This window comes from Paenibacillus sp. FSL H7-0690, from assembly GCF_037980415.1.
GTDB classification, from domain to species: domain Bacteria; phylum Bacillota; class Bacilli; order Paenibacillales; family Paenibacillaceae; genus Paenibacillus_AQ; species Paenibacillus_AQ odorifer.
Map to the genome: position 1 here is coordinate 344,657 of NZ_CP150281.1, position 21,406 is coordinate 366,062.

Below are 21,406 nucleotides of genomic sequence, written 5' to 3' on the forward strand. Positions count from 1 at the left end.
TATCTACTATTTTGTAAAATAACCAGTGCATGACGAACATTGAAATTCAAAGTCCGTTGAACTGACCGCATAACGGATTTTATACAACAATAGTTACAATTAAACTCAATCTACTTGACAGCATGAAGTATCATTAGCATCACAAGTAATAGAACATACATTCAAGGGCGTCCAGCTAATCTGGCGCCCTTTTTATATACACTCTCACTCAAGGAGGTCTACTATGGCACAGAGTATGTTCAATCTCGATACGATCCGCAAGGCTAAGCAGTCCTATAAGGCTAATCCAACGACAGCGCCTAGCACAAGCTCACGCGTTAACCCTGTTCAAGCGATGTCACAGGCTACGAGCTTAGTGCCAACAAAGACTATGACACCTACTACAGCTGCAAGTGCCGCACAGAAGATGGTAGCGGCAACAACTACACCATCACGCACAGAGCAGACACTTGGCAACATATCTAGTGCTGTGAACACACCATTTACCTATGATGCTGAATCAGACCCAGCTTATCAGGCAGCTGTTAAGGCAGCACAGCAAAACTTAGCAGTGAATCAGAAAAACACTAACGCTCAACTCAGAGCCACAGGGCAAGGTAAATCCTCTTACTCCGAGACGGTAGCGAACCAATTGGCGAATCAAACCACTGAAAATATAGCGAATAACATTTTGCCGCAGTACGCGCAGCAAGCGTATGGAAGATACCAGGACAACATAGCTAATCAAGGGAACTTATACGGCCTACAATATCAGCAAGACGTTACCACGCCTCAGAATGAAGCACAGCTTACAGGTAACTATCTACCTCCTGAAGCCAAGACAGCAATTAATAACCTATTGGGGCTTAAAACCCAAGCAGAGACGGAGGGTATCACCGCTGGAGAACGTTCTGTACTCAGTACAGAGGCTGATAAATTACGCTCACAACTTAAGTCACTTGGTATTGATCCAAGCTTCTACGGGGCTGATAAGACAGCAGCACAAGCTAGTTCAAACAATCCGGGTATCCGTACTCTTGCTGGACAGTCGCAGGACTTATCTGCTCAGGCTCAAGCATTAGCTAAACAGGAACAAGAATACAACCAAGGCATTACAAACGCGCAGCTCACCGGGACAATGCCAGACGGATCCAAGACAACTGCCGAGCAACAGCGTCAGCTCACCAATCTTTGGACGGTGGCAGAACAAACAGGATCTATCCCTGATGGATTAGCTACTATGTATGGACTACCTAAAGGTACAGAGACGCTTGCAGCTAAACAATTCGCTCAACAGTTAGCGATTAGTCAACAGAATGCAGATACTTCCGCTGGTGGTCTTGCACTCAGTCGTGACAACGCTGCATGGGATCAACAAACATCGATCATTGATGCAGAAGCAAAAGCACAGCAAGCCGCAGCTAAAACTATGACACCGCAGGATTATGCGAAGACTTACGTTAATCCAATTGCTAAACGTGATTCTAAAGGAGCTGTAACCAATAAGAATGACGTAATTGCTGCAATCGGCGCGTCTGGTTATGACGATGAGAAGATTGACACACTTCTGAGACAATACGGAATCACGGATACTGATGTTAAGGCATATCAAAAGGCTTATAACTTGGGGGAGTAAATAGCCCCCAGGCTAGTGGGGCTTATACAAATTACTACAAAGCTGAAAAAGATGCCAAAGCGAATCCTCAGAACTATGCTACAGCTAAAAGCGCGGTATCTTCTGCCATAACTGCTGGCGGATATCCGGCTAACTGGATTAACGATGTTTTGGAGTTGGTAGCTAGAGAGTCAAGCTTTAATTCTAACGCTAAGAATCCTAAGTCAACAGCAGCAGGATTATTCCAATTCCTTGATGGCACACGTAAGAACTACGGTGGAAATAGCGTTAATTGGTCAGATCCTTATGAACAAGCCAAAGCAGGTCTTAAATACATTAAAGATAGATACGGAACGCCTCAAAAAGCACTGGAATTTTGGGATAAAAATAAATGGTATTAAGGCGGTGTAACGATGGGAAAGTATGACGAACTACGTAAAATAGCAGCGCAACCAACATCACAACGCACCGCTGACAATATCGAAGCGTACAGAGCGGCAGTTACTCCGGTTCCTGCTGCTTCTGAACCTACAGATCTAGGCACGAAATACGATTTCTTACGTAATCCGCAAAAATATGTTGAACAGAATAAACTACTTTCTGAACAACAGGCATCACAAGCCGCGGCAGATAAGAAGGCGATCACTAGTCAAGTGCTCACAGACACCTTAAACAGTGTGATGAAGCCTACAAACACCAAAACCGAAACAAAGAAAACAGTAGACTTCAAACAAGATCAAGCGAACCAAAAGGCGGCGGAAACAGCGTCCCCTAATCTGTTCGCAGGAAAAACACTGGCTCCAGTTACACCTAATATCACCAATGACATTAGTTCTACGTTGCAGGGTAAAGTTCCAGCAGCTTCTCTATTGCAGCAAACAGGAAAAGGTCCTGCTAACGCTTCTCAAATACCGGGATCTTCTCAATATGAGATCAATAAAAAATCTATTTATGAAGATGATGTGCCTAATGCTGTTAAGACTTACGCAAACGTAATGAACTACATCACCAACGGAAACCCAATTGGTACAGCAATCACGCGTTCATTCCAAGGAAACTCAGGCGCTACAATGCGTGATTCTACAGGAAGTAAAGCGGTAGACAAGGTTACTGACATCATCAATGACTTTGTAACACCTCTGCTTACGCCTACTGGCGCTCCTGTAGGGCAGGGGATCATTGGTAGTTCTTATGACGCGACAGCTAAAGCGCTCAGTGGCAAGGCTGGTCAGACGTTCTTGAAAGGTGCTAGTAAGGTTATTCCGGGTTCTGCTAATGTCGCTAAAGTTGCAGCTACAGAGGCTCTTGCTGGTGGCATACAAGGTGCAGAGTTTGGATTGATGAATGGACAAGATAGTGGTAATGAAATCGCCCGTAACGCGCTTGCAGGTGTTGCTATTGGTGGTGTTCTTGGTGGTGCAGGTGCAGCAGTTGGAGAACTTGGAACATCTTTGCTTAGTCGTTTTCGTAAAAGTGGTATCCCTGAATCTGAAATTGCAGAAATCGCACCTGAACTACTTGCTTTACCCGAAGCTAACCCTAGAACCGTGCGCAAGCAGTTAGCAGGAGAGATCAAAACAACTCCATCTGGTGACACAATATCGACTCCGTACACCTTCCGTTTAAACGAAGCAACGCCTGAAACGGCAGCGGCCACAGCGAATCGTCAAGCGATGAAAAACTACGATCCGATAGAACTTAGTACAAAGTACGCCCAAGACGTTATCGACGAATATAAAACACTGAAAGAAACGAATGCCAAGAAAATTAGCAACAAGAAACTTTACGAACAAGCTAGACAAAACGTAGACGCTAGGCGTGTTACAGACGATCCGATTGTAGAGAGTAAGCTTAAGGACACCAATATAAAAGCAACGGAACCAGCGCCATATACAGAGCCTGTGATCCGCAATCCAGTGCAAGAGTTGTCCCGGGAGCAGCAGATACAAAACAAAGTGAACGCAGGGGAGTTTTTGCCGCAGGAAGATATTGATTTCTTGCTCAGCGGTAAGTATGACAAGTCGAAGGCTTTCCCTGATGAAACACCAACGACTTCAACATATGTTAAACCAAAATCAGAACTTGTTCCCAAAACGGAGATTAAGCCAGCTAAACCAAAGGCAAAGCTTAAACCAGTGAACAAAGAGGTAGCAGCAACTACAGAAGTGGCAGCCACTAAGACTCCTAAAAAGAAAGTAGTTGGCGAACGCGGTTTCTCTCAAACGCTTAAAAACTCTGAGAAGACACCGGAAGGATTCACAACTAAACTCGACACGAAGTATGAGCCGACCACTAACCGTGGGGATTTGGCTAAAGCAGAGGAACGTTTAAAGGATCGTGCAGATGCTACAAGATTCATCCTTGAGGATACTAATGGTGGTATGACTTCTGAACAATCCATAACAGCCCAACGATTAATAGACACGCATATTAAAGAAGGGAATATCCAAGCAGCTGAGAAAATGGCAGATGCATTGTTGAAAGAATCAACACGCAGTGCACAGTTTCTACAGTCGTTGTCAACTTACAACAAACTTTCTCCAGAAGGCGTTTATATGGTGGCTAAACGTTACGCCAATAAGATCAATGAAACCTCTTCTAAGATCGCTAAAAAGGCTGAGGTTACAGCACAAATGGCTGATGATCTCCAAGGTTTGGCTACTATCAATCAGAAAATGACAGGCGTAAAAGACTTATCCAACGACGCTGTAGACATTCTTAAACGTGCTAAGGCAGGCGAAACGTTGACGGATGCTGAGACTTCCGTTATTCAGAAGTTCGTTGAAGAGTCCAAACAGTTCATAAAAGAGTCTGGTAAGGAATACAAACCTAAAGCGCCTAAGATTCCAAAGGATAAAAAGGTCAAAGATAACGTTATGAAGTTCCTTGATGCGCAGGAAGCAGCGGCAAAAGAACGCCTGAGAGCCAAAGGGGTTCGCGTTAGTTCGACTCCACTTGATATCTGGGCAGATTACGCAGTGATTGGCGCCGCTAAGATGGGTAGAAACATTATCAACTTTGCAGATTGGTCAGCGCAGATGGTTAAGGACTTAGGCGAAGACATTCGGCCACAACTTAAGTTTCTTTATGAGAAATCACGTGAAGTATATGATCTATCCAACAAAAAAGTGACTTCTCAGTCCGTAGCATCTGCTGAACGATTAACACAAAAGTTAATCAACTCCAAGCAATTGAGTGAACATGAAGCGAATTCACTGCTTAAACTGGCTTCTCAAGTAGATGAATTGTCGGGTGAAGCGAAAAGAGTAGCTTCCCAAGATTTACAGGTGATTCTGCAAAGCTTGGATAACCCATCACTTGGTAAGAAAATATCAAGCGCTCAAACACAGGCTCAACTTCTCAATCCTAAAACACAGGTTCGAAACGTGTTAGGTAATGAGTTGTTTTATCGTTTGGAGAGAATCAGCAAGTACGTTTCCACGCCAATCGACATTGCGCGTTCAAAAATTACCGGATCTGATCGGACGGTGACATTCAGAACACACAATCAAGGGAAGTATTGGGAGAACTTTATTGAAGGCGGATCCGCAGGTTGGAGAGGCGTTAACATCAACGGTATAGAGACTCAGTACGACTTAGCAAGTCCAGCATTCAAAGGAAAATACAACCCTTTGAAATACACCGAAAAGGCATTAGGAGCCGCGCTGAGAAGCTTTGATAACGCTGCTTACTCCAGAGCCATGAATAAGACACTAGGAGAACTTGGAACGCTGGACGCAATTAACAGTGGCGTTAAACCAAGCAAAGAGTATGTACAAGAGTTTATCCGTAATGCAGATGAAAACATAAATAAAATTGCTTCTGAGTATGGTAAGTACGCTACGTTCCAAGATAATAACGCACTAGCTACTGGGTTTACCAAATTTAAAAGAGGTCTTAATTTCGGTAAAGACTTTGGTCTCGGTGATCTGATTATCAAATACCCTAAAACTCCAGGCGCTTTGCTCATGAGGGCTTTAGAATACAGTCCTGCAGGATTCCTGAGAACCATAGGTATGATTGCAAAACCTATGTATAAAAATGGAGTAGAAAGTAATCCGCGAGCAGTAGTAGAAGGTTTATCCCGAGCAATTGTTGGTTCTGGCGGTCTGAGTATGCTCGGTTACTTCTTGATGGATAATAAAATCCTAACAGGAACAGCTAGTGGTGATAAAGATATTCGATCACTCCAAGCACAAACAGGAAAAGGGGCTTATCAAGTCAACTTATCTGCTCTGTATCGCTTCGTTAAATCAGGGTTTAATGAAGAAGATGCAAAGATTAAAGAAGGAGATAAGCTGTACAATTACGATTGGATGCAGCCTGTATCGGTAGCTATAGCACTTGGAGCAAATGTAAAAGGAAATATTGAAGGAAGATCAAAAAAGGGAGTCGGTTCATCTGCTGCTGGACTGATTTATGACAGTACGGCGGGTGCAGTGAATACCATGGCTGAACAATCGTTATTAAAGGGAGTACAGGATGCTTTGTCCGGTTACACAGGTCAAACGACTACAGATAAGATCGTAAGCATAGTCGCGGATCTGCCATCTTCGTTCGTGCCAACGCTATCCAATCAAATCAAACAGTCCGGAGACAACACAAAGCGCGAAACGTATTCTCCTTCAACTGGAGAAAAGGTATTGAATACTGTTAAAGCGAAGGTTCCCGGTCTTGCTGAGACACTGCCGAAGAAGTACGACACATTGGGTCAAGAACAAACACACTATCAAGATGGAAATGCCTTCAATATCTTTGCGAATCCGGGATTTCCAGCCAACTATAAGCTTTCCGATGAAGCTCGTAAAATAGTAGACCTTATCGCTGCTACTGGTGACGAAACACTAGCTCCGCGTGTGCCAGGTAAGACAATCAACGGCGTGAAACTGACAGGAAAAGAGTACTCCAGATTCTCACAACTCCAAGGGGAGGAAACCAAACGTCTCGTATCTGAACTTGATACATCAATGAGCTTAGATGATCAATCTAAGGCAATGGAGAAGATCCTAAAAGAAGCTGCTAAGTCCGCCAAGGAAAAGATGGTCAATGAATTCCCAAGGTTGGGTGATTAAATGATTGAATATGATGAAAGCGAACTAAGACAATCAGCAGTATCGGAGGATCTACTATATCTGATACTGCTTTTTCATGGCCCTGAAGTTAAGGATCTCTTTTTATACGGCGGTGAAACTATTGTGGAGTGTACTCGAGACGCTGTATGAAATTGCTTATTACCTATTAAAAAACATGGAGTCTCTCAAGTGGGAGGCTCTTTTGTTTTACCTGTTCTACCTATTCGGGAAACGGTCAGGAATGAAGATGTTTAAGAGATTCCTAACTGCACACTTTCCATATCTGGCAGATGAAAATGAGGACTGGCGAAGATGGGCAACAAACCAAATCGAATTTTTAGGTGGGCGAAAATGGCAGCCGACGAAATTGTATGGTCGTACGAAACAATTAAAGAGACTGGATCGGAAGAGCTCAACTACATTATCGAACTTATCACAGGGGGCAGAAGCCCCGGAAAGGCTGTTCAACATGAACAAGATACTAATAGCAACCGATGATGGACATGGAATGGAAACGGCCGGGAAACGTACACCGCTATTTCCAGATGGTACTTATATGAAGGAAAACGAATTTAATCGTGCAGTTATAGATAAGCTTAACGTCCATTTGAAGCGTAATAACTTCGATGTGATCCATGTATCTGCAGGAGATACGGACGTACCGCTTAAAACCCGTACGGACCTAGCCAACAACAAAATCTCCAACGGGTTCGGGCGTAAAGCAGATGCTATCGTATCCGTACATGCTAACGCAGCAGGCAACACTTGGAACAGTATGGTAAAAGGTATCGAAATCTACTACCGCGCTGGATCAAAAGAAGGCAAGAAGCTCGCGCAGGATGTACAGGAGTATCTTGTAAAAGGCACTCCATTGATCAATCGCGGACTTAAGACATCTAACTTACACATTACTCGTGAAGCTGATATGCCTGGCATACTTGTTGAAGGTGCGTTCATGGACAATCCAGACGAAGCGAAACTACTGATGTCCGATGCCTACCGTGAGGAATGTGCAGAAGAGATCGCACGCGGCTTTTGCCAATACTTCGGCCGCCAGTACATCGAGGTATCCAAACCTGTAGTGCTTCCGTCCGGAATGTTTCCGGTGGAGATCATCATCGGTCAAACTTCACTGTTGGGGCTGCTGATTGAAGGACGCAGCTGGATACCTGTACGTGATTCTTTCAATGCTTTGGGAATTAACACATGGCTGTTCGATAAAAAATCAATCGTTGTAAACGGAAATGTGCTTGAGACGAAGATCATCAATGGTTCCAGCTATATTAAATCAATTGACTTACAGAGTCTTGGATTAGTTAAGAGTGTGTTCCTTGATCCCGATGCAGTAAATACCAAACGTGTACTCATTTACCCTAAGGAGGCTGTTTAACCATGAATGACATGCTGAATCAAGTAATGGTGTTTGCTTCGGTGCTGGCTGCAATCGTATTGGCGTTCCTGCAGTTGGTTAAGACTACCGTCAGCGTACCTAAGAACCTAATTCCTATCATCGGTCTTGTGATCGGTCTGTTGGCTGGATACCTCGGTTACATCTTTACTGACCTTGAAACTGTTCCGAGACTATGGGCAGGTGCATTCGCCGGGCTATCATCTACAGGGATCTTTGAACTGGTGAAGAACAATCCCGGTCACACCAAGTAACGACTAAAAGCCCTTGCCTAGCGCAGGGGCTATTTTTGTTTATAATGGTGGTAAGGAGTGATTACATGCCTATACAACCAACTCTCATAACTATACCAATGGCTGAACATGTTTCTTCATATATACTCAATCGCGGCGGCTGGTCCGACTGTACACCTCATAAAATACTCGAACGTGCAACAAACTACGAAGAACTACATAAATGGATGAGCATCGCAACAAAATCCCCGAGAACCCCATTTCCGACTAAACCAAAACAATCAGATGTATTCTACGTGGTCCACGAAGGAATTTCATATTGTTACATTTACATAAATGGAGAATGGAAACTAGTTGATGCCGCACCTACATGGTTGCGGTAATTCCATGATATGTGTAATAGTTATGTATGGACCGGCGTTCCGGTTAGCCGACTGGTAGAAGGTGAGCGGGATAAGCTCCTGCGTCTGGAGGATACGCTGCATGAACGGGTAGTGGGCCAAGACGAAGCTGTCAGCTTGGTGGCCGATGCAGTGCTTCGGGCAAGAGCGGGAATCAAAGATCCGAATCGCCCGATTGGCTCATTCCTGTTCCTTGGCCCGACGGGTGTAGGGAAGACTGAGCTCGCTAAGTCGCTTGCGGTATCTCTTTTTGACCGCGAAGATGGCATGATCCGTATAGATATGTCGGAGTATATGGAAAAGCATAGTGTCTCCCGCCTAGTCGGTGCACCTCCAGGATATGTTGGATATGAGGAAGGCGGGCAGCTTACGGAAGCTGTGCGGCGTCAGCCTTATACTGTAGTGCTGCTCGATGAAGTGGAGAAGGCGCATCCCGATGTGTTTAACATTCTGTTGCAGCTGCTTGATGATGGACGGCTGACTGATTCACAGGGCCGAATGGTTGACTTCAAGAATACAATCATCATTATGACTTCCAATATCGGTTCACCCCATCTGATTCAAGGCACCGATGAAAACGGTCAGCTCACGGAAGCTGCCAAGGATAGAGTGATGAAGGAACTGAGTGGTCATTTCCGTCCAGAGTTCCTGAACCGGGTGGATGACATTGTAATGTTCAAGCCGCTGACACTGGGTGAGATCGAGAAAATTGTGGACAAACTGGTGGATGGATTGCGTCTACGTCTGGCAGAACGGGAGATCGGACTGGCATTAACTGAATCGGCGGTGCGTTTTATCGCTAAGGAAGGTTTTGATCCTGTGTATGGGGCAAGACCGTTGAAAAGATTTATCCAGCGCAGCTTGGAGACACGTGTGGCGCGTGCGATTATTGCTGGTGAAGCCGCAGAGGGATCAGTTATTCAGGTGGATGAATCCGGCAACGAGCTGACAGTAACCATTCTGAAGCCAGAAGTCGATGGACCAGAGAGTTCTGAATTGAGTTCTGAATAAAAAAAGGGCGTTCACAAAACCCTAATGGTTTTGTGAACGCCCTTTTTATTGTAAGCCTCATTCCACCCAAGGGATTAGATGAGGCTGTTCATCCAAGATGGACATGTACTGCTCTTTCCAGCCGTATTTGCCGTCGGGGTCGAGGAGCATATAACGCAGATATTTTTCCAGCCGGAACTCGGCTTTGGACCAACCGAGATGCTTGAGCCGCAGATTGCTTAGCTGATGAGACAGCTCAAAGATATTTTCCGGGAATCGCCCACAGTGCTGTGGGGATTCATTCCATACATAGTTGAAGTCTTCTTTATAGCGAAGCAAAAAAGGGCGGTAGTTCAGATGAGAGCGCCAGTAGGTATCCTCCCTGTAATGGTTCGCGTTCCATAAATCGTAAAGGCGGAAGCAGAACAGATCGACCCCATCTGCATACAGCAAGGAATCTATATTTTCTGCAAAGCTGGCTTCAAAGATCTCATCCGCGTCCAGACTCAGAATCCACTCGGGATTTGTCTTTAGGACTTCCTCCCACTGCTGTTTTCGCAGCTCAATTTCATTGCTGAACTTGGATTCGGTATTATGCACGAGACGAACGGGAATGCCTTCAAGTGCTTCCAGACAGACAGCTGCTGTATTGTCGGTGCTGCCGTCATCAATAATGACAGCTTCATCGATATATTTGCGGTGTTCCTCCAGAACCTGTCGCAGGAAGCGCCCGCTTTCATTTTTTACAACCATGGTAAGGGTTAGCTTGGGACGCTTTTTGGTTATAGGAGCAGCTGCAACCTCATTGGAATTTTCCTCGATGGGTGTGGGTGCCGATTCAGCTTTTACCCCTGTTGTTTCTCTGATAAAATCTTCAACCTTGTTCAAATCACTATCTCTGTACAAATGAAGGGCAGGATAATGGGTGTCAACAAATAGCGGAATGCCAAGGGCCGCGGCACGAATACAGAAATGGCGATCCTCGCCCCAGTATGATATGTTCCGGATCTGATTGTAGCTCACCCCGGCTTTTATCGCATGCTGGCTAATCAATGTACAAGCGCCGAGACCCCCCACTTCATAGATTCCAGGATTGCGGAGTTTGGCTATGAATTCATGAAATCTGCGGTTGATCTCCTCGGGTTGCAGTTTTTCGCCGGGAAGTATCTCCCACTGATTATATTCGTCATGCATCCAGACCTGCGGCTGAAACATGGTATCTGGCTGCCACTGTGTCCAAAATACCTCTGAAATAATATCTTTGTTCGTCCCTATTAGATGACTTAGCGTATCGGGGTGGAGGATGAGGTCTGAGTCGATCAGGAACAGGTAGTCGTAGTTCAGGGTTTGCGCTCGGTTTATCATGAGGTTTTTGAAGTTGGCGACTTTCCAGACTAAATCAGAATTCCAATAGTGAGTCGTATCATTGCGAATGTACGCATCGTTAAAGCCGGAGCTTTGAATAAAAATATGCTCGCCCTTGCTTTTAAATTCCTGGAGCAGCCGGCTGGATTCCTCATCATCATTGTCATCAATCAGATGGAAATCCAGTTCGATTTGCTCGATATTCAAGCGCAGCAGGGAATTCAGAAATTCCCGTAATACATTGGGCTTTTGATGGATCGGGCTGCCGATTAATACGCGTGTCTTATTCATTGCGGCCTCCTTGGGGGACTCTCCCTTTCTTCCGAGAGGTATAGGTATGTTCTCAATATATTTACAGTGAGAGAGTAATAATCCTTATTTCGCAAAGTTCTTATAGTAAATGAGAAATGAGAGTTGGATAAATTGAACTTTTTAGATATATTAATTTTGATGAATCTGCTGTACAATTACCGGATAATTAGATAAGAATGCAGCCAGATGAGCACAGGAATGAGACTATGGATAAATCACCACTAAAAGTTCAGTAGTTAATCAATCTGTTACTGGCCATGAATCCTCGTGCGGATGTGTTCTGGGATGATGGAAAGGGTGAATACCGACCTCTGCTGAATGAGGATGCTGAGGAAATTGATTGTACCGGAAGAGACAGCGAAGACTGAAGCTCATATTGGTGGCTGAACAGAGTTTGATTATTGCGACCCTTGGCATACTGTATTCGGAAGAGTCATTTCAGGTATGGACCCTGTGGATACTTTAAGGCGTGGGGATGTCATGAAAAAGGTCGAAATTATCAGTTCCCTCAATATTACATTAATGTGAAATGCTATCCATTGTAATTCCTAGTATCCCGATATACAATATAAAAACAAACAAAGACAATATAGACACGGGGGAGAAACTTATGCGTAGAGGATTATCTGGAGTTATTACTTTGGTTTTGTTAACATTTTTGATTAGCGCGTGCTCCGGGGGAAATAACGCCGCTTCGACAAATACAAATCAGACGCCTACGGCTACTGAAGGATCGACAGCAAGCACTGAACCAAAAGATGGCGGCAACTTAATTATTGGGGTCGCTGCAGATCCTGTCATTCTAAATCCGAACTATGCAGGTGATCGTGTCAGTCTGACGATTGACCAAGCGCTCTACGCGCCATTGTTCCAAGTGAATAACGGAGAGAAGACCTTCTACTTGGCAGACAGCCTGACACTTTCCGAAGATAACCTGACTTATACATTGAAACTGAAAAGTGGACTAACTTGGCATGACGGAGAAAAGCTTACAGCTGACGATGTCGTGTTCACGATTGATAGCATCCTCGATGAGAAGCAAAACAGCATGCTGAGAGCGAACTTATTCATCGGTGATAAACCCGTTAAGGCAGTTAAGGTGGATGATCTGACTGTAGAGTTCAAGCTTCCGCAGGTCAGCCCAGCTTTTGAAGCTACACTAGTGCAAGTATTTCCGATTCCAAAGCATATTTTTGAGAATGAGACGGATCTAGAGAAAAGCACCAAGAATGCTGCTCCGGTTGGATCTGGCCCATTTAAATTTAAAGAATATAAAGCAGGCGAATATGTTACACTCGAGAGATTTGATAACTACTTTGGCGGCAAACCACATCTTGATTCTATAACGTACCGGATTGCTAAAGATACGAATGCTGCGAATCTCGCACTTCAGAATGGTGAGATCAACATTAAGTATCTAGATCCACAGGATGTTGGAACGATTGAGGCTTCGAACAATTTCGAAATCCTGCCTTATAGTGAAGGCCGATTGTCCTACCTGTTGTTCAATGCAAACAGTGATAGAGGTGCTCTTGCTAAAAAAGAAGTTCGTCAAGCCTTGTCTTTAGCCCTAAATCGTGATGAAATCATTCAGGCTGCTTATACTTCTAACGAGTATGCAGACCCGGCGAAGTCCTTTTTGACTCCGGATGCATTGTTCTATACTAATGACGTACCTTCTTTTGATAATGATGTAGAAAAAGCCAAAGAGCTTCTGCAATCGGCAGGGGTTAGCGATCTGAAATTGAGATTGATTGTATCGAGCGGTAATAAAGCTCAGGAAGCCATTTCACTATACGTGCAGCAAAAGCTAAAGGCCATTGGCGCTGAAGTTGAACTGCAAAATATGGATGCCTCGGCATATGGCCAGAAATTCAGTGATATGAATTCAACAGATTTTGAACTTGCGATTGCAGGTTATATTATGGGTTACGATCCTGATGCTTACAGAATTTTGTATACTTCTACTGCAGACTCTAACTACTCGCATTATAATAATGCTGAAGTCGATAAGTTGTTCAATGATGGTGCAGGAGAAGCAGATGTAACTAAACGTGGTGAGATCTATAAGAAGATCCAAGAGATCATTGCTGACGATGCACCGATTTATCCAATTGCTAATACTAAGACTATTGTAGCTGTCTCCAAGAACTACGGCGGTCTAGAAGAAGCAGTCTTGAAGCCTGTCGTTATTTTTGAAGATTTATCGAAAATCTACCTTAAATAAGAACGGGAAAAAATAAGCTGGTCAATCCAGCTTATTTTTTTACCGATATAGAACTGGGAGAATATACGTATGAGACAACTTATCGTCCGAAGATTACTGCAAACCCTGCCGATGCTGTTTTTTGTCTCGGTTGTGTGCTTTGCGATGATTAAGCTGGCTCCGGGGGATCCGGTACTATCCTTCGTTACGCCGAATATGCACGCGGATGATATTGAGCGCATCCGGCATAACCTTGGGCTGGATAAGCCAGCCTACATTCAATATTTTATATGGATCAAAGAAGTACTGCAGGGCAATTTCGGTTATTCCCTTGTGAATCATCAGCCTGTATTGGAGCAAATTCTAGAACGTTTACCTGCAACAGCAGGTTTGATGGGCAGTGCAATCGGCTTAGCCGTTCTGTTGGCGATCCCGATGGGTCTGCTTGCTGGAGCTAACCGGAACCGCTGGGTGGATAAAGTAATTAATTTTTTATCCTATATCGGAATTTCAGTGCCTTTATTTTGGCTGGCCATCTTACTTATGTACTTATTCGCAATTAAGCTGCACCTGCTGCCTATTATGGGGATGCGAACCATTGGTGTGGAATCAGCGGTTGATGTATTGAAGCATGGTATTTTGCCTTGCGCCGTATTGGCGTTTGGATTTCTGGCCGGTTACGTACGATACATCCGCTCTAGTACGATTGGACAGCTAAAAGAAGAATATGTGCAGATTCAATATGCTTTTGGATCCAGCAAGACAACGATTCTGTTCCGTCACGTGCTTAAGCATGTACTGTTGCCAGTAATTACATTGCTCGGAATGTCGATGGGTGATCTGGTGGCGGGTGCAATTGTAACGGAGACGGTATTTTCATGGCCGGGTATTGGCTCTTTAGGGATGACTGCGGTTAAAGGGATGGATTATCCCGTAATTATGGGAATAACTTTGTTCTCTTCTTTAATGCTGATCATCGGCAATCTGGTCGCGGATATTCTATATAGCTTCGTGGACCCACGAATTAAATTAACGAGGTGACCTCATGAATCGCAGTAAATGGAAAAGTGTTGGAGATGAGCTATTTACGAATAAATTGGGTGTCGCAGCCCTCATTACTTTAATCGTCTTCACACTAGGCTCTATATTTGCTTTTTTATCCGGACATGATCCGAATGCAATGGATGTTTTGGCACGTTTGAAAGCACCCGGGGCGGATCATTGGTTTGGTACGGATGATTACGGCCGGGATTATTTTGCCCGAGCTTTGTATGGTGGCCGGGTATCTTTGCTAGTTGGTTTTGCTTCAATGATCATTGCCACGGGTATAGGTGTGACGGTGGGCGTAATCAGTGGATATTTTGGCGGATGGATTGATAATCTATTGATGCGGATGCTTGATGTAGTGATGTCCATTCCATCTTTCCTTGTGCTGCTGCTGCTCAGCGTATTTTTGAAGCCGAGTGTAGGAAACATCATTTTAATCATTGCTCTATTAATGTGGATGAACATTGCCCGTGTGATTCGTGCGGAGACGATGACGATTAAAGAACGGGAATATGTACTATATGCAAAAGCTTCCGGCCAGAGCAACTTTGGAATTATCTGGCGTCATATTCTTCCGGGGCTAGTACCTGTTGTGATTGTAGGTGCGACGAATAATATCGCTTCCGCGATTATGATGGAGTCGTCCCTAAGCTTCCTTGGGTTCGGGGTACAACCTCCGAATGCCACTTGGGGCAGTATGCTTAACAATGCGCAGGGATATATCGCTCAGGCCCCTTATTTGGCATTGTTCCCGGGGTTATTGATACTATTAACGGTTCTGAGCTTTAATGTTCTGGGCGATATTTTGCGGGTTGGCTTTGAACCGAAGCTGATCCGAAGATAGGAGTGTGAAGACATCATGACGGAACGGCTATTGTCTGTTGAGAATTTGAAGGTTTCCTTCCAAACTCGGGATGGAGAGAATCAGGCAGTTCGTGGCGTTAGCTTTCATATAGATGCTGGAGAAACGGTAGGGATTGTTGGTGAATCCGGAAGCGGGAAAAGTGTAACTGCGAAGGCGATTATGTCGTTGATTACACCTCCGGGTAAAATTATCGCTGGAAATATTAATTTTCGTGGTGACAATTTATCTAACCTTTCGGAAAAAGAGTGGAGAAAACTGCGCGGTAACCGCATAGCGATGGTGTTTCAGGACCCCATGACTTCTCTTAATCCTGTGAAAAAAATCGGCCAGCAGCTTACGGAGGTCATCCGGCGGCATCGCGGCTTAAATAAGGAAGCAGCGTTTAAAGAGGCAGCAAGTATCCTGCGGCAGGTGGGCATTAATAATCCTGAGCAGCGGCTGCAGCAGTATCCGCATGAATTCAGCGGCGGGATGCGGCAGCGGGTCATGATCGCTATGGCTCTTTCCTGCCAGCCAGAGCTATTGATTGCGGATGAGCCGACAACTGCGCTTGATGTAACAATACAGGCCCAAATTCTTGATCTTTTTAAAGAGCTAAAAAATAATACCAGTACAGCTATAGCACTGATCACTCATGATTTGGGTGTGGTGGCTCAGGTATGTACACGGGTTATCGTAATGTATGGTGGACTAGTGATGGAGGAAGGTACGGTGGAGGATATTTTTTATCGCCCACAGCATCCTTACACGAAAGGTCTGCTTCGCTCCATTCCGAAACGTGACGGCAAATCGCGTGAACGTCTAATTCCAATCGAAGGCACACCTCCGGATTTGTTGAATCCTCCTTCTGGCTGTCCCTTTATGGAACGTTGCCCTAATGCTTTTGCCCGTTGCAGCGAACGTCCTCCGGTAATCGAATTATCGCCCGGTCACCGTTCGATGTGCTGGTTAGCAGATGGTGTGCAGGAGACTCCAGCTGTAGCTGGCGTTGAAGGGAGCGGTTCGGTTGAGTGACAATAAGATTCTAGTGGACGTAAATAATCTCAAAAAACATTTCTCCAAAGGCAAGGATATGTGGGGACGCGATACATCGGTGCTTAAGGCAGTAGATGGCGTAAGCTTTCAGATTCGTCAGGGAGAGACCTTTGGGCTGGTTGGAGAGTCGGGAAGCGGCAAGTCCACGGTTGGACGCTGCTTGCTGCGCTTATATGACTACACAGACGGTGAAGTGTCTTTTGACGGGCAGCCGCTGAGCAAGCTTGGAGAGAAGCAGCTAAAACCTTTTCGCAGACGCATTCAGTCGATCTTCCAAGATCCCTATTCATCACTTAATCCAAGCTTAAGTGTGCTTGATCTGATCAGTGAGCCGATGAAAATCCACGGCATCCACGAAGGTGAAGAACGCAAAGAAGCTGTTGCGGCATTGCTGGAAAAGGTAGGTTTAAAAAGAGAACATCTCTACCGCTTCCCGCATGAATTCAGTGGTGGCCAACGCCAGCGGATTTCGATTGCCAGAGCATTGTCCGTAAGACCTGAGTTTGTCGTGTGTGATGAACCGATCTCAGCGCTGGACGTGTCTGTCCAGGCTCAGGTAGTGAACATGCTGGAGGATTTGCAGTCCGAATTCGGCTTGACCTATCTCTTTGTCGCACATGATCTGTCGATGGTACGGCATATTTCTGACCGGATCGGCGTGATGTATGGCGGTCGTCTAGTAGAGGTAGCCGAAAGTGATGAGCTGTACGAGAATCCTATTCATCCTTATACAAAGGCGCTGCTGTCTTCCATCTTGGAGACGGATCCCCGGCGGGCCAATCAGAGAATTATTTTAGACGGATATTCGCAAGAGTATGGCAGAGCTGAGACTTCCACACTACAGGAAGTAAGTCCGGGCCATTATGTTGCTTATGATTTTACGGTATGATTAGACTCTATATATAGATTGGGAGGGATCAGAATGTCAGAGAACTTAAACCGGGTAAAGTTATCCCAGTGGGATGCGTTATTGGTGGAATCACTCCGCTCCTTGGGGTGGTCTGATGAGGATATTCTTCGTAAAGTGGCAGAGGGCGATTTGCCCGTTGACAAGAGCGAATACCAATTTGATTATAAGCAGCTGACTACGTTGCAGTCAGAGCAGCCGGAGTTGTTCGGGCAAGCGGTGAAGACAGGCTATCAGATTAAATACAACACGATTCGTGGGATTCGCAGCTGGATATGGGTAGCTCTGGGCAAAGAAGCGGCTCTGGAGCTTGAGGAAGGTAAGGAAGCCGCTGAGGTGGCTTTAACCTTGGCCGAGAAGGAACGTTTGGCTTCTGTGTTATCCTTCGGTTGGCAGATCGAGAGCGATACGAAGGCAGCGGTTGGAGATACAGCTGTCTACCGGATTGCACCGATTGGACGTTAAGCTGAATAGCTACAGTAAAAAACGATTGTTGCGGGGAAGGAATCCCTGTGCACAATCGTTTTTTTGTTATATTTCTCGCTTAAATGCTTATCTTTAATATACGCTTACCGCTGGGTAAAATACCTCATAGTGTGCAGCCTCAATCCAGCTTCCTGTCTTAAAATCTCTGCCCCGGACAAGCACTTTATCGCTATACACTTCTACATAGAAGCCTTGGCTGCCCTCTTTATGTTTATCTTCATTAGTCCAAAGATAGGCGACAGAAGCAGCATTAAACATCGTTGCGATCTCTCCATCGCCAGGGAACATAGTGTTGTCTACCTCCAGCTCCCAATGGGTATGTCCAGTGAATAACAAGGTCTGAGGGTATCTCGACAGGATTTCTTTTAATTCCTTATCTTGTGTGACACCATACCAATCTTGCGATTCCAGCGATCCGGCTACGGTGTCTTTAAGCGGTTGATGCAGGAAGAGAAAGATAGGCTGATCTGGTGAAGCTTCTTCTCCAAGCTTATGCTCCAGCCAATCAAGCTGTTCAGAAGAAAGATCACAGAATTTGGGCAATCCTTGTTCTGTCCCTAGCATAATAAAATGATAGCCATTGACCCAGTGATCATGATAGGGTCCGGACATTCCGGTCTGTGACGTATACATTCCTAAACGTGATTCCCAATTTCCGAGGCCCACATCATGATTGCCTAAGGTAAAGGTAATCCCGGGCAGTTCGGTTTTGTATTGTTTGAGGATACGAAGCATTTCTTCGTATTCAGCAGGGAAGCCGTGGTCTGTGACATCACCGATATGCATAATCCCGCTGCTGCCTTCCCCATGCGCTGCTATATCACGGAGAGCCAGCTCGAAGTTAAGATTGTACTCATGATTGCGGTCAGCAGTGACATGGGTATCCGTAATGATCTGAAAGGTGATAACTGGTTTATCTTCAGGTGATGTGTTCGTACTCATGTTTGGGCATCCTCCTTCATCTATGAACCTATCCAATACTGTTGCTGTTCGCTAATGCGTCTTGCCGCTAATATTCAGTCCTATGATCCCGACAATGATGACGGCTATCCAAAGTAGTGAGGATAGGGTTAGCTTTTCTTCAAAGAACAGGGTTCCTATGAAGGAAATCAGGATGATTCCCGCTCCTGACCATATCGCATAAGCTACGCCTACCTTAATAGAGGTGAGAGCATAATTCAGGGAGGTGAAGCTGGCTCCATAGAACAGGAACATAAGCACGGAAGGCCAGAGCTGGGTGAACCCTTGAGATATTTTCATTGAGAGGGTCCCTGAGAGTTCGAACACAATAGCCAGCGCCAGAAACATCCATGCCCATATTCCTTCTATTCTCACAGGGAAGTAACCTCAATTCTGAGCTCAGCATAAGATTGTACAATGAGATCTGCATCCGGGAGAATATGTGTTGAAGCACTAGTACCGTCGCTTTCTGCTAGGCCGATAGCTACCTGTACACCCGCTGCTTTAGCCATTCGCATATCCCCGTTAGTATCGCCGATAACCGCTGTGTACGCGGGTTCCACGGCTAACCTTTTGCAGGCAAGCTGCACCATGTCGGGGAAAGGTTTACCCTGATCCACAAGATCTGTTCCAATTACCTCGGAGAAATAATGCCGTATGCCCAGCCATTGGAGATGTTTGTCTGCGGCCTCTGTTTCATCTGCGGTCACCACGGCGAGAGGAATGCCTGCACTCACACACTCATCAAGAAAACGATGAAGTCCCGGAAGGGAGTGAACGGGGCGTTTCTCTTCTAACCTAACATCCGCTTCGAGACGGCATTGATGGACAAGCTCCATGGACTCCGCCCAAGATAAACCTTGCAGATAACCCTGCCATGACAGAATGGCATAAAGATCACTCATAGTCCCCATAGCCAGCGGTCCGTTGCGATCATAATCGGTAATGCTCCCCTGGGCATTGTGTACAGTTCCCATTAATGCAGGGAGCTGCTCTTCTGCAATCTGTAGCCCTCTTTGTCTCATATACTTCGTGAATCTCTCTAAAAAACATTCGCCCCAGCTGCCCCAGAGGGATACGAACTGGAGCAGCGTACCATCCTTATCGAATAGAATAGCTGCTACAGCGTATCTGCCTTGTGGCGTGATGAGCTCAGACATGAAGTCCACCGCCCTTTATTTTAATTTATCAAGCGCTGCTTGTGCCGTTTCTTGTGCTTCCTTAAGTGCTTGTGCTGCTGGGATATTCTCAATCTGCACCTTATCTGCGGCGATTGTCAACGCATCGTTAATTTTGCCGCCAGTTGGGTCTTGGAAAGGTGCAGAACCATGAGAAGCTTGCATCAATGGAACCTTAATCTGAGGATTGCTTTCGCTGAATGACACAAACGCCGGGTCTTGCAATGCGGATTGGCGCACCGAAATATATCCCGTATTAATGGACCAGGACGCAGTATTCTCAGCATTCGTGAAGTAGGTTAGCCATTTCATAGCTGCTTCCTTTTCACTGTCGCTGGCTTTGGATAGAATGCCGGCCATAAGGGCTTGGGCTACGGGTTTGCCCTCACCGATCCCTGCCCAGCCTGGCTGCTCCATAGCCGAAACAATGCTGAAGTCCAAGTCGCCCTGATCGCCGCTGGAGCCGGTGTAGCCTGCGGCTTGACCCTTCATTACATCGTCAATCGTCTTGTACCAATACTCCCAGCCTTGACCGCCGGAATGAATCCGCATGATCTTATCCTCGTGAATCCACTTGCGGAACAAATCCCAGGTTTCAATCCACTCTTTAGAGTCGACCATAACTTGTTTTCCATCCTCACTAAGGATAGTGCCTCCTTTGCTGAGTACGGCATCAATCATGTTCCCTGAACCCCACATAGGCTCCCAGCCATAAAGGGTGGTTTTGCCGCCGTCCTTCACTGTCATTTTCGCAGCTGCGGCAGCCAGATCTTCCCAAGTCTTTAGTGTGCTCGCATCAATTCCATTCTTCTCAAAAACATCTTTGCGATAGTACATGACCTGCGTTGTTCCATACATCGGCAGGAAGTATTGCTTACCATCAACCTGGCCCTGATTTAGAAAGGTTTGGACAAAATCCTCTTTATTAAAATCTGGCTGCAGTGCCATAAGCTCGTCTATCGGAGCGAAATATCCTTTACGGGCCCAATCTACATTGGAGGAGAGAGCAGCCGCAGGTACTTTTCCTGTAGCGATAGCTGCTTGCAGCTTCTGTTCGGTTTCCGTGTAGTCTGCCTGCGCGATACCTTTGACGATGACCTCTTGCTGAGAGGTATTAAATTTCTGAATCAGGGCCTCCATATTCTCACCAAGCTTGCCGCCGAGACCATACCAGAATTCAATCGTTACCGGTGCATTTTGTGTGGGTGCAGCCTCTGTGGAGGGGGAGGAAGAAGCTCCATTCGCCGCTGTAACATTGCCTGTATTCGCATTTCCTCCGCAAGCTGTTAACATTGTAAATCCGGCAACCAAAGACAGGGTGGACAGTCTCTTCAATACGTTCATCAT

16 protein-coding genes and 2 pseudogenes are annotated in these 21,406 nt (G+C 45.6%); 13 read left to right on the top strand and 5 right to left on the bottom strand.

Features of this window, described 5'->3' with window-relative positions; translation table 11 throughout:
- Positions 1 to 223: 223 nt before the first annotated feature.
- From MHI32_RS01680 to MHI32_RS01705, 6 genes and pseudogenes are all read left to right on the top strand, one after another.
- The gene (locus tag MHI32_RS01680) at positions 224 to 1,615 is read left to right on the top strand and encodes a hypothetical protein (protein WP_340011796.1); all 1,392 of its coding nucleotides are present in this window, start codon (positions 224 to 226) and stop codon (positions 1,613 to 1,615) included.
- Positions 1,616 to 1,764: 149 nt separating this feature from the next.
- Positions 1,765 to 1,995, top strand: coding sequence for a transglycosylase SLT domain-containing protein (locus MHI32_RS01685; protein WP_076275586.1), 231 nt, complete (start codon positions 1,765 to 1,767; stop codon positions 1,993 to 1,995).
- Between the two features lie 12 nt (positions 1,996 to 2,007).
- Positions 2,008 to 6,666 carry a hypothetical protein gene (locus MHI32_RS01690; RefSeq protein WP_340011797.1) on the top strand — a complete coding sequence of 1,553 codons (4,659 nt, stop codon included), beginning with the start codon at positions 2,008 to 2,010 and terminating at the stop codon, positions 6,664 to 6,666.
- A 241-nt stretch (positions 6,667 to 6,907) separates the two neighbouring features.
- Positions 6,908 to 8,056: an N-acetylmuramoyl-L-alanine amidase gene (locus MHI32_RS01695; protein WP_340011798.1), complete on the top strand. Its 1,149-nt coding sequence runs from the start codon at positions 6,908 to 6,910 to the stop codon at positions 8,054 to 8,056.
- A gap of 2 nt (positions 8,057 to 8,058) precedes the next feature.
- Positions 8,059 to 8,328, top strand: coding sequence for a holin (locus MHI32_RS01700; RefSeq protein WP_076205571.1), 270 nt, complete (start codon positions 8,059 to 8,061; stop codon positions 8,326 to 8,328).
- A gap of 389 nt (positions 8,329 to 8,717) precedes the next feature.
- Positions 8,718 to 9,719 (top strand): annotated as a pseudogene (locus MHI32_RS01705) (AAA family ATPase); the annotation flags it as partial.
- A 57-nt stretch (positions 9,720 to 9,776) separates the two neighbouring features.
- Here MHI32_RS01705 and MHI32_RS01710 read toward each other — a convergent pair.
- Complete coding sequence (locus MHI32_RS01710; RefSeq protein ID WP_076278960.1) at positions 9,777 to 11,354, bottom strand: glycosyltransferase; 1,578 nt, start codon at positions 11,352 to 11,354, stop codon at positions 9,777 to 9,779.
- A gap of 435 nt (positions 11,355 to 11,789) precedes the next feature.
- On the opposite strand from MHI32_RS01710, the pseudogene MHI32_RS01715 reads away from it, so the two are divergent.
- The 7 genes and pseudogenes from MHI32_RS01715 to MHI32_RS01745 form a co-directional block, all read left to right on the top strand.
- Positions 11,790 to 11,903 (top strand): annotated as a pseudogene (locus MHI32_RS01715) (peptidylprolyl isomerase); the annotation flags it as partial.
- Positions 11,904 to 11,985: 82 nt separating this feature from the next.
- Entirely contained in the window at positions 11,986 to 13,602 is a 1,617-nt protein-coding gene (locus MHI32_RS01720; protein WP_076127005.1) for an ABC transporter substrate-binding protein, read from the top strand.
- A gap of 69 nt (positions 13,603 to 13,671) precedes the next feature.
- A complete protein-coding gene (locus tag MHI32_RS01725; protein ID WP_076127007.1) occupies positions 13,672 to 14,622 on the top strand; it encodes an ABC transporter permease in 951 nt (316 codons plus the stop codon).
- Between the two features lie 4 nt (positions 14,623 to 14,626).
- Positions 14,627 to 15,472 (top strand): ABC transporter permease, encoded by an 846-nt coding sequence (locus MHI32_RS01730; protein ID WP_036687295.1) that lies wholly within the window; start codon positions 14,627 to 14,629, stop codon positions 15,470 to 15,472.
- Between the two features lie 15 nt (positions 15,473 to 15,487).
- Positions 15,488 to 16,507 (top strand): ABC transporter ATP-binding protein, encoded by a 1,020-nt coding sequence (locus tag MHI32_RS01735; RefSeq protein WP_076127008.1) that lies wholly within the window; start codon positions 15,488 to 15,490, stop codon positions 16,505 to 16,507.
- Positions 16,500 to 17,417 (top strand): ATP-binding cassette domain-containing protein, encoded by a 918-nt coding sequence (locus MHI32_RS01740; RefSeq protein WP_280753353.1) that lies wholly within the window; start codon positions 16,500 to 16,502, stop codon positions 17,415 to 17,417. Before MHI32_RS01735 ends, MHI32_RS01740 begins: the two co-directional genes overlap by 8 nt.
- 33 nt (positions 17,418 to 17,450) lie before the next feature.
- Entirely contained in the window at positions 17,451 to 17,900 is a 450-nt protein-coding gene (locus MHI32_RS01745) for a hypothetical protein (protein WP_076192528.1), read from the top strand.
- Between the two features lie 93 nt (positions 17,901 to 17,993).
- Here the strand turns inward: MHI32_RS01745 and MHI32_RS01750 are convergent, their stop codons facing one another.
- Genes MHI32_RS01750 through MHI32_RS01765 form a run of 4 tightly spaced genes read right to left on the bottom strand, consistent with a single transcriptional unit; the run spans position 17,994 to position 21,403 of the window.
- Positions 17,994 to 18,863, bottom strand: a complete 870-nt coding sequence (locus MHI32_RS01750; RefSeq protein WP_340011799.1) for a metallophosphoesterase — start codon at positions 18,861 to 18,863, stop codon at positions 17,994 to 17,996.
- A 51-nt stretch (positions 18,864 to 18,914) separates the two neighbouring features.
- Entirely contained in the window at positions 18,915 to 19,256 is a 342-nt protein-coding gene (locus MHI32_RS01755) for a multidrug efflux SMR transporter (protein ID WP_248549163.1), read from the bottom strand.
- The gene (locus MHI32_RS01760; RefSeq protein ID WP_076275939.1) at positions 19,253 to 20,041 is read right to left on the bottom strand and encodes an HAD family hydrolase; all 789 of its coding nucleotides are present in this window, start codon (positions 20,039 to 20,041) and stop codon (positions 19,253 to 19,255) included. The genes MHI32_RS01755 and MHI32_RS01760 overlap by 4 nt, the downstream gene beginning before the upstream one ends.
- 15 nt (positions 20,042 to 20,056) lie before the next feature.
- A complete protein-coding gene (locus MHI32_RS01765; protein ID WP_081387137.1) occupies positions 20,057 to 21,403 on the bottom strand; it encodes an ABC transporter substrate-binding protein in 1,347 nt (448 codons plus the stop codon).
- Positions 21,404 to 21,406 lie beyond the last annotated feature (3 nt).

What these genes read in the sequence shown, in the direction of transcription:
- MHI32_RS01680 (WP_340011796.1), top strand. Translation starts at nt 224, where the DNA reads ATGGCACAGAGTATGTTCAATCTCGATACGATCCGCAAGGCTAAGCAG.
- MHI32_RS01690 (WP_340011797.1), top strand. Translation starts at nt 2,008, where the DNA reads ATGGGAAAGTATGACGAACTACGTAAAATAGCAGCGCAACCAACATCA.
- MHI32_RS01695 (WP_340011798.1), top strand. Translation starts at nt 6,908, where the DNA reads ATGAAGATGTTTAAGAGATTCCTAACTGCACACTTTCCATATCTGGCA.
- MHI32_RS01700 (WP_076205571.1), top strand. Translation starts at nt 8,059, where the DNA reads ATGAATGACATGCTGAATCAAGTAATGGTGTTTGCTTCGGTGCTGGCT.
- MHI32_RS01710 (WP_076278960.1), bottom strand. Translation starts at nt 11,354, where the DNA reads ATGAATAAGACACGCGTATTAATCGGCAGCCCGATCCATCAAAAGCCC.
- MHI32_RS01720 (WP_076127005.1), top strand. Translation starts at nt 11,986, where the DNA reads ATGCGTAGAGGATTATCTGGAGTTATTACTTTGGTTTTGTTAACATTT.
- MHI32_RS01725 (WP_076127007.1), top strand. Translation starts at nt 13,672, where the DNA reads ATGAGACAACTTATCGTCCGAAGATTACTGCAAACCCTGCCGATGCTG.
- MHI32_RS01730 (WP_036687295.1), top strand. Translation starts at nt 14,627, where the DNA reads ATGAATCGCAGTAAATGGAAAAGTGTTGGAGATGAGCTATTTACGAAT.
- MHI32_RS01735 (WP_076127008.1), top strand. Translation starts at nt 15,488, where the DNA reads ATGACGGAACGGCTATTGTCTGTTGAGAATTTGAAGGTTTCCTTCCAA.
- MHI32_RS01745 (WP_076192528.1), top strand. Translation starts at nt 17,451, where the DNA reads ATGTCAGAGAACTTAAACCGGGTAAAGTTATCCCAGTGGGATGCGTTA.
- MHI32_RS01750 (WP_340011799.1), bottom strand. Translation starts at nt 18,863, where the DNA reads ATGAGTACGAACACATCACCTGAAGATAAACCAGTTATCACCTTTCAG.
- MHI32_RS01760 (WP_076275939.1), bottom strand. Translation starts at nt 20,041, where the DNA reads ATGTCTGAGCTCATCACGCCACAAGGCAGATACGCTGTAGCAGCTATT.
- MHI32_RS01765 (WP_081387137.1), bottom strand. Translation starts at nt 21,403, where the DNA reads ATGAACGTATTGAAGAGACTGTCCACCCTGTCTTTGGTTGCCGGATTT.